Origin of the sequence: Chitinophaga silvisoli, from assembly GCF_003412465.1 — a bacterium.
In the GTDB taxonomy this organism is placed as follows: domain Bacteria; phylum Bacteroidota; class Bacteroidia; order Chitinophagales; family Chitinophagaceae; genus Chitinophaga; species Chitinophaga silvisoli.
This window is the reverse complement of the sequence record NZ_QTJV01000017.1, coordinates 112,187-127,967: the sequence shown is the minus strand read 5'-3', so window position 1 is coordinate 127,967 and position 15,781 is coordinate 112,187. Positions and strand designations below refer to the sequence as shown.

At 45.2% G+C, this 15,781-nt stretch carries 12 protein-coding genes; 7 read left to right on the top strand and 5 right to left on the bottom strand.

Annotated elements, in window-relative coordinates; all coding sequences use genetic code 11:
- Positions 1-15 precede the first annotated feature (15 nt).
- Positions 16-786 carry an alpha/beta hydrolase gene (locus tag DXN04_RS31220; protein ID WP_116857356.1) on the bottom strand — a complete coding sequence of 257 codons (771 nt, stop codon included), beginning with the start codon at positions 784-786 and terminating at the stop codon, positions 16-18.
- A gap of 90 nt (positions 787-876) precedes the next feature.
- Between DXN04_RS31220 and DXN04_RS31215 the strand changes: the two genes are divergently transcribed.
- From DXN04_RS31215 to DXN04_RS31200, 4 genes are all read left to right on the top strand, one after another.
- The gene (locus DXN04_RS31215; RefSeq protein WP_116857355.1) at positions 877-1,233 is read left to right on the top strand and encodes a winged helix-turn-helix transcriptional regulator; all 357 of its coding nucleotides are present in this window, start codon (positions 877-879) and stop codon (positions 1,231-1,233) included.
- A 127-nt stretch (positions 1,234-1,360) separates the two neighbouring features.
- Complete coding sequence (locus tag DXN04_RS31210; protein WP_116857354.1) at positions 1,361-2,632, top strand: HAD-IB family phosphatase; 1,272 nt, start codon at positions 1,361-1,363, stop codon at positions 2,630-2,632.
- A gap of 137 nt (positions 2,633-2,769) precedes the next feature.
- Positions 2,770-4,947, top strand: coding sequence for a glycosyl hydrolase family 18 protein (locus tag DXN04_RS31205; protein WP_116857353.1), 2,178 nt, complete (start codon positions 2,770-2,772; stop codon positions 4,945-4,947).
- Between the two features lie 376 nt (positions 4,948-5,323).
- Positions 5,324-6,325, top strand: a complete 1,002-nt coding sequence (locus DXN04_RS31200) for a hypothetical protein (protein ID WP_116857352.1) — start codon at positions 5,324-5,326, stop codon at positions 6,323-6,325.
- Positions 6,326-6,387: 62 nt separating this feature from the next.
- Here DXN04_RS31200 and DXN04_RS31195 read toward each other — a convergent pair whose 3' ends face one another.
- Entirely contained in the window at positions 6,388-8,403 is a 2,016-nt protein-coding gene (locus DXN04_RS31195; protein ID WP_116857351.1) for a M13 family metallopeptidase, read from the bottom strand.
- A gap of 153 nt (positions 8,404-8,556) precedes the next feature.
- Here DXN04_RS31195 and DXN04_RS31190 point away from each other — a divergent pair, with 153 nt between their 5' ends.
- A complete protein-coding gene (locus tag DXN04_RS31190; protein ID WP_116857350.1) occupies positions 8,557-10,293 on the top strand; it encodes a hypothetical protein in 1,737 nt (578 codons plus the stop codon).
- 75 nt (positions 10,294-10,368) lie between these two features.
- Here DXN04_RS31190 and DXN04_RS31185 read toward each other — a convergent pair whose 3' ends face one another.
- Positions 10,369-12,483 (bottom strand): TraB/GumN family protein, encoded by a 2,115-nt coding sequence (locus DXN04_RS31185; RefSeq protein ID WP_116857349.1) that lies wholly within the window; start codon positions 12,481-12,483, stop codon positions 10,369-10,371.
- Between the two features lie 147 nt (positions 12,484-12,630).
- A complete protein-coding gene (locus DXN04_RS31180) occupies positions 12,631-12,993 on the bottom strand; it encodes a ribosomal maturation YjgA family protein (RefSeq protein WP_116857383.1) in 363 nt (120 codons plus the stop codon).
- 152 nt (positions 12,994-13,145) lie between these two features.
- Here DXN04_RS31180 and DXN04_RS31175 point away from each other — a divergent pair, with 152 nt between their 5' ends.
- The gene (locus tag DXN04_RS31175; RefSeq protein ID WP_116857348.1) at positions 13,146-13,994 is read left to right on the top strand and encodes an NAD(P)-dependent oxidoreductase; all 849 of its coding nucleotides are present in this window, start codon (positions 13,146-13,148) and stop codon (positions 13,992-13,994) included.
- 115 nt (positions 13,995-14,109) lie between these two features.
- Here the strand turns inward: DXN04_RS31175 and DXN04_RS31170 are convergent, their stop codons facing one another.
- Positions 14,110-15,096, bottom strand: coding sequence for an NAD-dependent epimerase/dehydratase family protein (locus tag DXN04_RS31170; protein WP_116857347.1), 987 nt, complete (start codon positions 15,094-15,096; stop codon positions 14,110-14,112).
- 70 nt (positions 15,097-15,166) lie between these two features.
- Here DXN04_RS31170 and DXN04_RS31165 point away from each other — a divergent pair, with 70 nt between their 5' ends.
- Positions 15,167-15,724 carry a Crp/Fnr family transcriptional regulator gene (locus DXN04_RS31165; protein WP_116857346.1) on the top strand — a complete coding sequence of 186 codons (558 nt, stop codon included), beginning with the start codon at positions 15,167-15,169 and terminating at the stop codon, positions 15,722-15,724.
- Positions 15,725-15,781 lie beyond the last annotated feature (57 nt).

The window sequence follows — 15,781 nt, the reverse complement described above, 5'->3', positions numbered from 1 at the left end:
TTCTGCCCAGGTTTTCTATTTAGAAATTTTATACAATAACGCCGTCAATTCCCCCGGCATCGTAATCATCGCATCGTGCCCCGTCGGCAATTCATAATAACTCCAGTCCTTACTTCCCTTTGCCTTATCTCCAAACACCTTCAACTGTGCCATCTGTGGTTTCGTACAAGCAATATAAGTCAGCGGTAAATGATTCCCATACACATGCTCCAGGTGTAAGGCCTGGTCAAAACTCCTGAATGGCTGCGGTGTCAATCTTTCACTCACCCATTTTACCTGCTTAGGATCTGTGACTCCAAATACCTCCGGTGACCATACCGGTACAGACAATCCATTCGATGCCTTTGCAGCTGCCCTTACATTATCAGAAAGGTTTTCCGGTTGTGATGTCAGGGCACTCTTCCCATCTTCAATCAGCATCGCATCTAAGAAGATGAGTTTTTTCAGTCTGCCGGGAATGCGATCCGCCACTCCTGCTATCACTGCTCCCGCATAACTATGCCCTACCAAAATTACGTCATGCAAATCCTGCATGTTAATAAAATTGACAATGTCAGTAATATGCGTTTCCAGGTTAATGCTGGTATCGAGTACATTTTTATGCTCACCCACTCCACTCAAAGTAGGGGTATACACCGTGGCCCCTTTTGCCTGCAATGCCTTGCTCACTTCTTTCCAGCACCAGCCACCATGCCAGGCACCATGTACCAGCACGAAAGTCTGGGCATGCACCATTCCGGCCACTGCTATAGAAAGCAGCAGACAATAGAAAAATTTCCATTTCATTTTTGTGATATTTTTGTAGCTCAAAAGTAGCAGTAGTAACCTGGCTATTCAATAACTCACCCGAAAGTGAGTCGTACAATGAAATAAATTATGGCAACAAAAATTAAAAGCAGTTCCATGAATGCGCACAACCTCCAGGTATTGGCAGAACACTGCCAGGTATCGGAAGTGTTGGAGCTGATAAGTCCAAGGTGGAAAATGCAGGTGCTGTTTTGTATCTCCCAGGAGGTGTATCAATTTAGCCAGCTGAAAAAGGTGTTTCCCACTATTTCTGACCAGGTCCTCTCCCGCCGCCTGGCGGAGATCGTTACGGAAGGGCTGGCTGTGAAGATCCAGGTGCCGGATACCATGCCTTGCCAGGTGAAATACGAGGTGACGGAGAAGGGGGCGGCGCTGCTGGAGATTGTACAGGACCTGCACGAGTGGGGTAAAAAAGAATGGGAATAGCCGCCAGGCATTCCCCATACCCCGGACTTTTAATATTTCCCTAAAAATATTCCACTTTCATTTGTAGTTTTATCGCCTGTTTCGGGAAGCTACCCCCACTGAGCGTAGCTTTTAAACCAATTGATCTGTGAATAAAAATTATTACATTATCGATTTCGACAGCACTTTTACGCAGGTCGAAGCATTGGATGAGCTGGCGCGCATTTCATTACAGGACCATCCCGATCGGGAGGCCATTTACAGGAAGATTGAAGAGCTGACCAACCTGGCTATGGAAGGGAAGCTGTCCTTCAGAGAAAGTCTCTCCGGCAGGGTAAAGCTCCTGGAAGCCAACAAAGAGCACCTGGGCTTACTCATCAAGCACCTGAAAAAACAGGTTTCTGTCTCTTTTTCCAGGAATAAGAAGTTTTTCAAACACCATGCAGACGATGTATTGATAGTATCGGGCGGCTTCAAGGAATTCATCACCCCTGTAGTGCTGCCTTATCATATCAGGAAAGAGAATATCTACGCTAATACTTTTGTGTTCGATGCCGATGGAAAAATCATCGGTTTTGACGAAGCCAACCCCCTTTCTGACGAAGGAGGTAAGGTAAAACTGCTGAAGGACATGCAATTATCCGGCGATATCTATGGTATCGGCGATGGCCATTCTGACTTCCAGCTCAAGGAGTTTGGTATGATCAAGAAATTCTTTGCCTTCACGGAGAATATCAAGCGGAAAGCTGTCGCAGAGAAAGCAGATCACGTCACCCCGAGCTTTGATGAGTTCCTGTATGTGAATAACTTACCAAGCGCCCTGTCTTATCCTAAAAACAGGATTACCTGTGTGGTAATAGGCGAGGTAGAGCATGAGGCAGTACATTTCCTGAAAAAAGATGGTTTTGCCATAGAGACAGGCCAGGAAGCGATTGCTGATGCAGGCATCCTGTTGGTAGCCGGAGGGACCAAAGTGGACCTGGCATTGCTGGAACAGGCACCCAAACTGAAAGTAATCGGTTATATGGGGAATGGTAGTGAGCAGATTGATTATGATGCCTGCACCACCCGTGGAATCGTGGTATTCGACAACCTGAAGAAGTCATTGTCAGTCGCAAAGCGAGTGGCGAAGTTTATCAACAACGGCGATACTTTCAAGAGCAGCAATTTCCCACACCTGCAATTACCTGAAGTGGAAAATGCACACCGGCTGATTGGTATTCATCACAATGCACCAGGCATGATTGCAAAAGTGAACCAGGTTTTTGCAGAGAGAGGTATTAATATCATCAGCCAGTTCCTGATGACGAATAGTAAGATCGGCTATGTGATCACAGATGTAACTGCGGAATACGACAAGCAGGTACTGAAAGGGCTGAAGGAGATAGAAGGAACTATAAAGTTCAGATACCTGTATTAATCAGCGAATTTTACTTTTTTTATAAGATGCTTCTGCCGCCGGGTGGAAGCATTTTTTTTGCCCCAAATATAGTACTGTTGGCCTTCCCGCACGACTACTGTGCAAACCCTTAATAACCATTCCTAAAAAACATGTCAATGACAACAAAACAATTGATAAGAGCGGGAATACTATCCTGTCTGTTACTTATCTCCTCCTTATTATCCCAGGCACAGTTCAGAGTAATCGGCTATGTACCCTCCTGGCAGGGCGATGTGAACGCAGTGCAGTATAGTAAACTTACACACATCAACTATGCCTTCCTCTTACCTACAGCTACAGGTGGATTACAGGCTATTGAGAACTCCTCTAAATTACAGAGTCTTGTATCACTCGCTCATGCCAATGGGGTGAAGGTGCTGATCTCAGTAGGTGGCTGGAACAACGGTGATGACAGTGGTTTTGAATCACTCGCCGGCAACAGTTCTTACCGTTCTACCTTCGTTAGCAACATGATGAACTTCGTGAGCCAGTACAACCTGGATGGTGTGGATATCGACTGGGAGTATCCTGATGCGGGTACTTCGGCTAACAACTATGTATCCCTCATGACCGCCCTGGCTACTTCTCTGCATGCGCAGGGTAAATTACTCACTGCCGCTGTAGTAGGTACAGGTGGCGATGGTGTACTGAGCAGCGTATTTGCCCAGGTAGATTTCCTGAACCTGATGGCGTATGATTATAATAATTATGATCACTCTACCTATACCTATGCATCTCAATCTATTTCTTACTGGAAAGGCAAAGGGTTGCCTGCTTCCAAATGTGTATTAGGTGTTCCTTTCTATGGCCGTCCCAGCTGGGAAAGCTATGCTGCACTGATCGCAAGAGGTGCAAGCCCATATGCAGATACTTATAATGGCGTGGGCTATAATGGTATTACTACCATGAAGAGCAAAGTAGACCTGGCTTACGATCAGGGTAGTGGTATCATGATCTGGGAATTGTCTCAGGATGCTACCGGCACTTATTCACTGCTGTCTGCTATTCACGACGAAGTAGTGGTGAAAACCGGTGGTAGTGGTAACCAGTCACCAACCGTAAGCATCTCTTCTCCTGCTAACAATGCAACATTTACTGCAGGTGCTACCGTTGCTATTACAGCAAGTGCCGCAGATGCTGATGGTACAGTGACCAAAGTTGAATTCTACAATGGTGCTACCTTATTAGGTACGGCAACAGCTTCTCCTTATACCTATAGCTGGGCAAATGTGGCAGCAGGTACTTATGCCCTGACAGCAAAAGCAACGGATAATAAAGGTGCGGTGACTACCAGTGCAACTGTCACTATCGTAGTAGGTGGTGGTAGTAATACGGGCAACTGTGCCGGTGTAGCTACATGGACTGCATCAGGTGTTTACCTGGGTGGTGCACAGGTTGTATACAACGGCAAACTGTATACTGCTAAATGGTGGACACAGAATGAACAGCCTGACACACATACAGGTGATGGCCAGGTATGGGGCTATGTGAGTGATTGCGGTTCTTCAACAGGTGGCAACAAAGCCCCTACTGTAAGCATCTCTGCTCCTGCAGGTGGCGCTTCTTATACAGCCCCTGCATCTGTAAGTATTACAGCTACAGCTGCTGATGCCGATGGCGCTATTACAAAAGTTGAATTCTACAATGGTGCTACCCTGTTAGGCACCGCGACAGCATCTCCCTATACTTATAGCTGGACTGGTGTAGCAGCAGGTACTTATGCCCTGACAGCAAAAGCAACTGATAACGGTGGTGCATCTGCTACAAGTGGTACAGTGAGCATTACCGTATCAGGTTCTTCAAACAATGGTGGTTCTTGCTCCGGGGTAGCTACCTATCAGCCATATCCTTCAGTATACAATACGGGTGACAAGGTAGTATACAATGGTTACCTGTATGTATCACTGGCAAATGGGCTGTACAATGTAACGCCGGGTACCGCAGATTATTGGTGGCAGCCACTGGGTGCTTGTAGCAGCAGCGGGAGGATAGCAGGTACAGCGATGACTGCTGATGCAACGAGCGATGCTATTCCTGTGGCAGTGTATCCTAACCCGGTTACAGGTAGCACCTTGCAGGTGAAAGTAGGGGCAAAGGCAGGTGAGCAGGTGGTGTTGGAATTGTGGAGTGTGGATGGTAATGGTCCCGTGGTGAGAAAGCTGTATACGGCGGGTGCAAAGGGTGCACAGATGATTAGTGTGGATATTAGTAAAGTACCGGCAGGTACATGGATAGTAAAGATTTCTAACGCAGTGGGTACGCGTAAAGAAAGTGTAAAGCTGATACGTATGTAATCTTAATTGACAAAACCCAAAAGCGCTTTTGCTGTAATGGCAAAAGCGCTTTTTTTATGGAATTGTTTTTCATTCCACTGGTGAATGCTCTTTTTTTCAAAAAAAATGCCCCCACGTTAAAATCTTGCCAAATGTAAATGAAATTGAAAGACCGGCTGCTGAACTTTGCCCCCGGAAAATAAACACCACAAAATAAAGTTGTTTGTTGTCCACCATTTTAATACCTGATCGTTATAGGGGTAGACAAACAGTATAACGACTGCCAGCCTTACTACAGCAAACTCCGGTTTCATACGATGGTAAGGTAGGGATCCTTATGCGACAAAAAAAGGACAATAAAAATTCTGGTAATTGAGTATATCCTAATAATAAAAACATGAAACAAACCCTCCTTGCTACATTGATTGTGGCCAGCCTTTTAATGTCCTGTGGTAAAGATGAAAATACTGATACCCAGCCTGCATTCAAATTATTTGTTGGTGTCAGTGAAACGGACAAAACAAGTTATCTCCCCAGTTATACAAGCTGGAAGGACGGCATTGCCAGTTCCTTTAATGGCGGTACTGTAGTCGACATGGTGGTTGATGGCAATGATGTATATGCTACTGGTTTTAGTGACAACAGTGTGACGAATAAAACCTATGTCATGGTCTGGAAGAACGGGAAAGCAGATACCCTGGGAACCTCCGATATTTACATGACCTCCAGTGCTATTTATGTATCCAACCATGACGTGTATGTGGTAGGACGAGAATCAGGCCTCTCTACCAATGCAACTGGTAAGCTATGGAAGAATGGCGTATTGACAACCCTTCGCAAGGGTGACTATGATTATATACCTAATGACCTGGTAGTCGTTGGCAATGACATCTACATCACAGGGTATATAAGCCAGGGAGGCGGTGTCAGCAGTGGCATGTTATGGCATAATGGCGAGGTTACCTCACTGGGCGGAAGTGGCGCAGAAGGTATTTCTGTATTTGTGTCCGGTACTGATGTATATGTGGGTGGTTACGTCTATAAAGATTTCGTTGGCCAGGTGGCGACTCTCTGGAAGAATGGCAAAGAAATAACACTCGGCAAGGGTGCGGATTATGAAATGGTGAATGATGTGTTTGTAAATGGGAAAGACGTATATGCCGGTGGATATACCCTGAATAACCAAAATATAAGAGGAATGATCTGGAAGAATGGTGTTGATTCAGCCATTGCATATGATAAGAAGTTTTCCGGGGTAAGCCGCATTTTCGTCAAAGACGGTGATGAATATGTATTGGGGAATCTGGGAGATACAGCTATACTGTGGAAAAACGGCGTACCTAAGAAACTGACTGATGGAACAAAAAAGGCTGCCGGAGTAGGTTTGTTTGTAAACTAAGCATGTCATTTTGTGAGCGCTTTCAGGTCGGACAGACCTGAAAGCGCTAATGGTTTTCTAAGTTACCAGATCTTAATCCGCTTATCCTCGCTCAGGTACATACTATCTCCCGGTTGTACATGAAATGCTGTGTAAAAAGCCGTGGTATTCATCAATGGTCCATTCACCCTCCACAAAGGCGGAGAATGCGGATCATTATTCACCCAATACCGCAGGTATTCGTCTTTCATCTTCACTCTCCAGATCCTGGCTATTGAAAAGAAGAAGCGCTGATCAGGTGTAAAGCCGCCGATCTTAGTGGTATCCTTGCCCTGTTTTGTCATTTTAAAAGCATCATAGGCTACTGCAATCCCACTCAGATCCGCTGTGTTTTCTCCTACCGTCAGCCCACCTTTTAAATGCATGCTATCCAGTACGGTGAATGTGCTGTACAGGTCTATCACCTGCTGTGTTTTAGCCTTGAACTTTGCATAGTCTTCTGCCGTCCACCAGCTTTTCACATTCCCATCTTTATCAAACTGCGCACCCTGGTCGTCAAATGTATGGGTCATTTCATGGCCTATGACCATCCCGATACCTCCATAGTTCAATGCATCGTCCGCATTGTTGTCAAAGTAAGGTGGTTGCAGGATCCCGGCAGGGAAGACTATCTCGTTCGCATAAGGATTGTTATAGGCAGTCACAGTAGACGGTGTGGTGAACCACTCTGTTTTATCCACAGGTTTACCCAGTTTCGCCAGGCTATACTGGAAGTTGTTTGCTGCTGCTGATACCACATTTTCAAAGTATTTATCTTTCGCCACGGTCACCTTGTTGTAGTCACGCCACTTATCGGGATACCCGATCTTCTTGGTGATGGCAAACAGTTTCTCTTTTGCTTTTTGTTTAGTACTGTCACTCATCCAGTCCAGGCTATCTACCCTGTTGGAGAATGCTTTCTGCAGGTTATTCACCAGCTCCAGCATCCTTGTCTTGGCTGACTCCGGGAAGTAGAGCTTTGTGTATAGTTGTCCCAATGCCATGCCCAGGTAAATATCTACCATACTTGATATGGTCTCTCCACGGGTCTTCTGCACGGCTTGTCCGGTAAGGGCTTTATTATATTCAAACACAGCATTCACAAATGGTTTGCTAAGGCAATCGGCATAATTACTCATGTAACTTGCACGCAGGTACAGTTTCCAGTTCTCAAGCGGAATCGTTTTGAGGAGTGTATTCAATTTATCATAATAAGCTGGTTGTGCCAGATCCAAAGAATCCATATTCGCACCCAGGTGCTGGAAGTAACTCTTCCAGTCGATATTAGGATGTTGCTTATTTAAATCGGCCAGTGCTATTTTATGAAAGTTGTTTTTGATATCCCGCAGTTCGATATTCGTTTTATGCGCTGTGGCCAGTTGTTTTTGAATGTCGTAAGCAAGTGCTGCATTCTTTTGTGCCAGCACAGCATCGCTTCCTGTCAAAGTAAAGAGGTCTGCGATGGTCTTTTTATAGGCTTGCTGGATTGCTACAGTTGCAGAATCCGTCTTAAAATAATAATCCCTGTCAGGCATACCGATACCTGTCTGGTAAACATGCCCCATATTCATGCTACTGTTTTCCTGGTCGGGTGATACCTGGAAATCAATCAGGGAGATATTGGACAACTTGCTTTCTTCCGCTACGAAGGTCAGCAGGTCAGGGATACTGCTGATTGCATTGATCCGTGCCAGGCCGGCCTTGAGTGGTTCATAGCCCCGCTGATTGATGGTATTGGTATCCATGCCCGCGGCAAAGAAATCACCGATCTTTTGTTCAAGACTGCCGGCTGGATTATTACTTTTCGATACACTATCCAGGATGCCCTGGAGCTTCAGCCTTTGCTGGTAGTTCATGAAGCGGTAAGCACCTACACCTGACTGACTCGGTGGTATTTGCGCGGTATCATACCATTTCAGGTTGACGTAGTTATAAAAATTATTGCCCGGCCTGATGCTTGAGTCAATCCCGTCAATAGGAATAAAGGATGGCTCATTCGTTCGGGTCTGACAGGCGTAAAGGAAAATGAGGAAAGTGGGTAGTAAAAACAAGTTTCTCATGTAGATCAGATTTAGCGAAATGATGTTGATTGATGATTAAAGATATTGTTTCTATTTAAGAAGCGTTTTATTAAATATAGAGGTCTCCGTCATTTTGTTGTATTTTTTAATATGATTTGATATATACTTGTGCCAACTTATATTAGCATTCACATGAAATCTATTTATCTCTTCGGGATAGCACTCCTTTGTGCTGTCTCTACCTTAGCCCAACAAAAAACCACTGTAAAATGGGGAGATGACTTCAAACTTAGAAAAGGTTCATCGGAAATCAGCGTTATTACTACTGACAATTCTGGTGTCTACCTCATGGAACTGCATGAAGCCGTGAAAGAGTTTTATGTAGTTACTGCCAGGATGGGCAGATCGAGCACCCTGATAAAAGTACGGCCGGATCTGACCAAAGCCTACGATCATGATTATGATAAAGAGTTGAAAAATAAAGAGTTCGAACTATTCAAGCCATTGGGTGATCATCTTTTCATCTTTGCATCGGCTACTAACAAACAGCGTAAAACCCTGGAGCTGTATGCCGCAAAACTGGATAAAAACAATGGAAATCTGGCAGGTGACTGGAAATTGATTACCTCTTTCGAAATGCAGGACAAGTGGAGTGCCCCTACCTACAAAATAGCCTACAACGCAGACAGTGCAAAGATGGTCATCGTACAGCGCGTTGGAACAATAGGAGAAACCCAATATATGGTGCAGCAAATAGATGATCAGCTGAATGTATCAGGGGGAGTTACGCTCTCCAACGAATACGGGCCAGGAACCTATCAGTTGAGTGATGTAGTCTATACCCTCAACCACAAGATAGTAATGGTCGGCGGTATTTATGACATTGTAGAAGGCAAAAAGGCGAAGGATAAGAACTACATTTTTAACCATTATAATATACGGGTCTACAATGAAAGTGGCCAGCAGGAGTCAGAAATCAATACCAGCCTGAATGGTAAATTCCAGAACAGTACAAAGGTGCTGCAGGAAAATAACAAAAACCTGGTATTGGCTGCTTTCTACAGCAATATAAAGAACAGTGGAAAAGTAGACGGGTTAATGGTGCAGCGCATCGACATCAACGATGGTAAGACGATCTCTACGAATGACAGGGAGATCACCGCATCGATGTTGACAAAGGATGAAAATGTAAGTGCTGATGATGAAGATGACGATGATAGTAATGAGGAAAAAAAATCGAAGAAAGATAAATCTTCCGCTACAGATGTGGAAGCTTTCAAGATGAGCAAAAACATGTATTTCCGGAATATCTTCCCAACTACTGATGGTGGTTTGATCATCCTGGCAGAAACATTCAGTTCTCATACCAATACTTCCACTTATTATAGTCCGGGTGTCAATAACTCGCCCGGTACCGAAAGGACTACTTCTGTTACCATCTATGAATCGGGTGATATAATGCTATGTAAAGTTGCTGCTACAGGTGAAGTTAGCTGGATCCAGACACTTCCTAAAAAGCAGCGGGAGAAACTGGTTCAGCACTACGGGTATGCTGTCACCAGCGGCTGGGGACCGGCAATGAGCTTCTTCAGTACTTCTGAGATGCCCTATCACTCTGGCTTTGGTGCTGTTAGGTCAGGGCATAATATTAACATCTTCATGAATGATAACCCTAAAAATGCAACTGTCACCCAGGCAGGGCAGCAGGTAAGAACTGCGTCAGCAATGACAAAATCAGATTGCTTTATGATTAGTGTGGATGAGAAAACAGGAGCCCTGACAAGAAATCAAATCTTTAGTAACAAAGACATTCCTACTGCTATGCCTAAGAGTATGGTAACTATTGGGAATGATGTCTATATGGTTGGAAGGTCTGATAAAAATGTGTGGAAGAACAGGATTGCAGTGGGGAGGATTACTTTAAAATAAAAAAAGAAGAGGTTGTATCAGAAAGTAATTTCACGCCTGCTACAACCTCTTTTTTACTAAGGATGGGTGTCATTGCTATTGCTGCATTGCTTCACTTTTTAACAGGCGGAAGGAATTGAGAAAGCGCTGTCCATACCCTGTACTTGCCATTTCTTCCGGCAGGAATGCCTGTATAATATAGGCTTTTTGACCAGAGATCAATGCCTTCCTATATTCTCTTGTATAATGATTTTTAGCCTGCAATGTTAGTTCCCAGGTAGGTAAATCGCCCGTCTTATAATTTGTGGAGCTGATAATAGTCTGATCGGCATCTGCTGACATAAAGCCTGATGAAACAGCTGCCTGCTCATTTTCATCGAAGCTTATCACAGAAACCCTGTACCTGGCCTGACTGGCTGTATCCCATGCTGTATATACCTTCCGGCTCGCACCTGCAAGGTGGTCCCAGCCAATTGCGAGGATATTGAAGCGCATATATGCGGGTGTCTTTATCGTGAAGCTGCTGTCATTGTCAGTAAAAGTTTCCCATTCAGCATTACTTTGAACAGGGCGTAGCTGGAAGCTGTTAAAAAACCGGTTTACATAATTGCTGTCCGTCTGCCGGGGATCGTAGGTACTGATCAGGGTAAAGGTGGCAGTCCCCCTTTTTATCACATCCTGGCGGGACATGAATCCATTGAGCTGTTTATATTTTACCGTGTATACGGGTAGTCCGTTTTTCTGGTAACTGATGGAGTCGATTTTACTGGCATTGGCAAGAGGGCTCCTGGTCTCTTCTGTCAGCGACATGGTCCCATCATCTGCTTGTCCGCCGGCGGGTGGCAGCTCTGTGCGCAGGAAGTATGAGATGTGTTGTGCATAGTCTGCCGCTTTGTATACATGCGTATATGTTGCTTCCCTATAGCTAAACCTGTTCGCCGGCATAAGCACTGTGGCAGCGCCACCTCTTACAGTAAAGGAATCGTATACTGTTTGGGGCCGGATATCATACAGCTTTACAGAGTTAAATAGACGATCCCTGTCGATGGTATCCTGTCCTGCATAAATAAATGTGAATACCCTGTTATTCACCAGGAACATGCGTAGTGAGAACATGCCTTCTTTTTCCCGGACGGAAATTTCAATCCCATTATGCCTTTTGTACACAATGTGCTTTGTAGGAATGCTTGCCAGCTTCTGCTTCTTTGTGTATTTCTTAAGGATTTCAGCAACGATCGTATCCCGTGGAATGGCCATATCTGTCAGCTCCCTGATAGCCACAATACCCCCGCTGGTTTTATTACCTCCTATATAATATTTCTCATTCTCCAGGTCAGCGGACCTGCTCTTCTTTGGGTAAGAGGGGAGTAGCACGCTGAAGCCCTCTTCCGGCTTATTCAGTGCAAACCATGTATCATTCTCCAGTTGCGCACGATCCTGCTTTGCTCTATCCGTAGTGGCAGCATTGACAGGTGTTACCTTATATCCCTGCCTGCGCAGCTGCTGAATCAGTCCTGGGATATATAGCGTATCTATAGCAGCGAAAATAGACGTAGTGCGGGAGAGCCGGATGAAGTTAGCGGCCATTTCCTCGGCACGACTTTCCAGGTGCTGGTCCGGGGTTGTGCCATCGGCGGACAAATATCCTATCCTGCTAAGGAAGTACTTTTTGAATGCAGGCAGTACGGTATCAGGAAACAGTACTTTTACCTGGTTCTGCGCTTTTTCAAGGCCATAGGTAGTTTTACCTAGTTTGTCGGCCTGGAGGGAGAGCCAGAATTGCGGGTATTCAGGACCTACCAGGGGCAGGATTTTATCACCTGTAATCCGGGAGGCTACTACAGTCAGGTGTTTGGTTTGTAAGTCTTCAATGTGCTCCCTTCTTCTCTTAAATACCAGACTGTCAGCAAAGGCGTATTCTTCTTTACTAAGTATGCTCCGTATTGGATTGTTTGTTCCCTCCTCGTACTTTGCTATACTCAGGTATTGAAATAGTGAATCATAGTTCGTTTCCATCGCAAAGCCTTTGGATTTCCGGAATGCGACCAGTACCGAGTCGTTGAAATTGAAAGCATTGGGGGCATTACTGTAAGTGGTGCCAAACAGGTACGATGCTTGTTTTGTTTGGGGGCTGCTGATACGCCAAAGTGTTTGTTGTGCTGTTGATGGCAATGCTAAAAGCAGCAATAGTAAGGTATGGGTTATCTTCATGATCGGAAAAATTATGCGCTTATCCAAAAATAAGCATGTTAGGGAATGAATCCTCAGAATTATAAAATGCTGCTGATTTTTGTAAGGGGCATCCTCCTATCGCTTCTTTTCCACCAGAATTGTCGTCAGCATAAACGGGTTATTCTTCTATCGTTTTTTCTCCACAAGTATCACCGTCAGGATCCCCAGGGTATAGGCCACCAGATCACTCCACGCAAAGCTCGTCCCGATTATAATCCTGGCCGCCCTGTTGTGTTGCAGCCCCAGTATCCCCACCAGGTTGAAGTATTGCCCGATTTCAATCAGGTATGAAAAAACTAAGACCCCAGTTGCAACACGCCTCACCGGAGCCTGGTAAATACTTCTCACCACGCAATAAATAAAGATAACAACCAGGTAATCACCTACATAAGGACGGATAAAGGAATCGTGTACATATAGCGCTATCAGTACCTCAGTAATAAACAGTGCCAGGGCCAGCAAAAAATACTTTAAACTAAACTTTAACATGACTGCTAAGATAGCACATAATTGAAGGAATGTATCACCGGCACTTTTTATGCTGGAAGCTAGTATTGCATTATACATCATTTTTTCAAAAAAAGCGGCCGCAGATCAATTCGTCACCGCTTTTCGTAACTTTAAAAAAAATAACGGAAATTATGAGAGCATTCTTAGGGATGGGCCTTTTAGGATCAAATTTCACGAAGGCTTTAATTAAAAAAGGAGAGCAGGTACAGGTATGGAACAGAACGACTTCAAGAGCGACCGCGCTGGAAGCTTTTGGTGCAAAGGCTTTTACGAACGTAGCCGATGCCGTGAAGGGTGCTGATTATGTGCATATAGTTGTCAAGGATGATGCAGCTGTAAACGAAGTATTGGCCGCTGCTGCACCTGGATTTAAAGCAGGTGCTGTGATCATAGATCATACTACCACTACCGTAGAAGGTGCGAAAGAACGTACTAAGGAATGGAAAGAGAAAGGCTTCACCTATCTGCATGCCCCTGTGTTCATGGGCCCGGGCAATGCACTGGAAAGCACCGGTTATATGCTGGTATCAGGTGACCAGGCGGTGGTGAACAAACTGGAGCCTGTGTTAGCCCCTATGACAGGCAAACTGCTGAACTTCGGTGAAGAAACAGGAAAGGCCGCTGCTATGAAACTGGTGGGCAACTCATTCTTAATATGCCTCACTGCAGGCCTCACTGACATGCTCTCCGTAGGTAAAGCACTGGGTGTAAACGGAGATGATATACTGACCCTGCTGGCCGACTGGAACCCCGGATTAGGCGTTACTTCCAGGTTAAAGAGAATATTGTCCGCACCTTATGATGACCCTTCCTGGGAACTGAACATGGCCCGCAAAGATGCCGGTATCTTCATAGATGCTACTGCTAAAGGCGGTACTCATCTGAATGTGATCCCTGTAGTTGCACAGGTGATGGATGAGTGGATTGCAAAAGGATTTGGCAATAAAGACTGGACCGTGATCAGCAAAGATGTGATATAAAATATACAAGAGGTTGTGTCAAATGTAAATTTCCGTGATTGAATGCGGATAATTGCAGAGAGAATTTTTTAGTTCTCCATGCCTGCAATTTACTTTTGATGCAACCTCTTTGCTTTTAATGACTCACAGGGTATGGCCCCTCTGAAAACGTTTCTGTATGATAACCCTTGGCACCGATTATATCAGCCAGTTTGCTCTTAATAGATAGCCCCTGTTGTAGTTTTTGTAAGAGCGACCCGAAATCATGTTGTGGCTGCCAGTGCAATTCCCTGCGGGCCTTTTCATTGACATACACACGGTCTATCTGCGGCAGGAACTGCCACTTATGTTGTGCAAAGATCTCCTTTGCTTCCGGGTAAATACCTTGTATCACCCCGGCAGCATCTGCGCGTAATGCTGGCAGATCTGCCGCTGTAAAAGGCGTAGTCGCGCTGATAATATATTTCCCAAAACCAATCTCCGCTGCACGATGCATTGCCGCTATATGTGCAGACACCACATCCTCCACATCTACCCTCCGGTACAAATACTCCAGTGCTTTCAGGTTATCATCTGCAAATGCATCGCGCATCCCTTTATTGTCATCCTGCTCAGGAAAGAAACGGGAGGTGCGCAAAATAAGTACCGGCAATTTTTGATTGCGATAAAAGAGCTGGCAAAGATCCTCGGCAGCCGTCTTCGTCACACCATAAATGTTCTTAGGCTGCGGCGCTACATCCTCAGTAATCCACGCTGCCGGCTGCCCCGGTGGCGGTATAAGCGCATCCCCAAATACACTGGTCGTACTGGTGAAAATGAAAGCCTTTACCCGGTTGGCAGTAGCCGCTTCCAGCAATTGCAGGGTGCCGGTGATGTTAGTATCAACAAACTCCTGGCGGGAATGCGTGCCTACATGCGGCTTATGCAAAGTAGCTGTATGAAGCACGATATCCACACCCTGCATACATTCCTGTACAAGCGTAGGATTGGCAATATTCCCCGTATGTGTAGTGAAACCTGAAGCCTGTATATCGATAGAAACAATTTCATGCCCTTGTGGAGCAAGGGTTCTGACCAATGCTTCGCCAAGATGTCCGGTGCTGCCAGTAATCAGTATTTTCATATAATGAATTGAGGACGTAAATTTACTTTGGGTAAAACTTAATCGCGGGACATTTGTCCCAATTTACAACATGATCCAAACAAACCTTGACTTATTACAATTAATCAATGACATCCTGCCTGCAGCAGGAGGGGCTATTACCATCCGGCAGTTCGATGCGGGGCAAAGATTTATCTTCCAGGAGCAGGAAATCCTGCAGATCTATATCATCCGTTCCGGCGTAGTAAAACCCCTGATTACGGAAGAGAATGGTAAGGAGTATATCTTAGAATTCCTGGGTGAAGGCGAAATGCTGGGCGAAGTAGAGGCCATAAGAGGTACGAAGACGGTTTGTAGCGTAGATGCGGTAACGCCTGTAAGCCTGTATGCCATGGGCGTTGGCCAGTTTCATTATTTTCTGCAGACAGTACCCGCCTTCAATACATTAGTACTGCGCCTGCTGGCCACCAGAGTAGCGAATTCTTCGGTAAAGATGGCCAGACAACAATTATATACCATGGCAGAGCTACTACCCCGGTTACAGAAAATGCTCGCCGCACAGCAGATTGCGTTCACTAAACAGGATCTTGCCGGTTATATGGGCATAAGTGTAAGGAGTTTGAACCGCCTGCTGAAAGGTGATGGATAACTGCACCTTATAACAAAGTAATTTGAGCTTTAGAACAAAACAGCATGAGCCCTTCCC

Bases quoted from the DNA above. Each gene is read 5' to 3' on its own strand.
- DXN04_RS31200 (WP_116857352.1), top strand. From the start codon at position 5,324: ATGAAACAAACCCTCCTTGCTACATTGATTGTGGCCAGCCTTTTAATG.
- DXN04_RS31195 (WP_116857351.1), bottom strand. From the start codon at position 8,403: ATGAGAAACTTGTTTTTACTACCCACTTTCCTCATTTTCCTTTACGCC.
- DXN04_RS31220 (WP_116857356.1), bottom strand. From the start codon at position 786: ATGAAATGGAAATTTTTCTATTGTCTGCTGCTTTCTATAGCAGTGGCC.
- DXN04_RS31165 (WP_116857346.1), top strand. From the start codon at position 15,167: ATGATCCAAACAAACCTTGACTTATTACAATTAATCAATGACATCCTG.
- DXN04_RS31205 (WP_116857353.1), top strand. From the start codon at position 2,770: ATGACAACAAAACAATTGATAAGAGCGGGAATACTATCCTGTCTGTTA.
- DXN04_RS31175 (WP_116857348.1), top strand. From the start codon at position 13,146: ATGAGAGCATTCTTAGGGATGGGCCTTTTAGGATCAAATTTCACGAAG.
- DXN04_RS31170 (WP_116857347.1), bottom strand. From the start codon at position 15,096: ATGAAAATACTGATTACTGGCAGCACCGGACATCTTGGCGAAGCATTG.
- DXN04_RS31180 (WP_116857383.1), bottom strand. From the start codon at position 12,993: ATGTTAAAGTTTAGTTTAAAGTATTTTTTGCTGGCCCTGGCACTGTTT.
- DXN04_RS31190 (WP_116857350.1), top strand. From the start codon at position 8,557: ATGAAATCTATTTATCTCTTCGGGATAGCACTCCTTTGTGCTGTCTCT.
- DXN04_RS31215 (WP_116857355.1), top strand. From the start codon at position 877: ATGGCAACAAAAATTAAAAGCAGTTCCATGAATGCGCACAACCTCCAG.
- DXN04_RS31185 (WP_116857349.1), bottom strand. From the start codon at position 12,483: ATGAAGATAACCCATACCTTACTATTGCTGCTTTTAGCATTGCCATCA.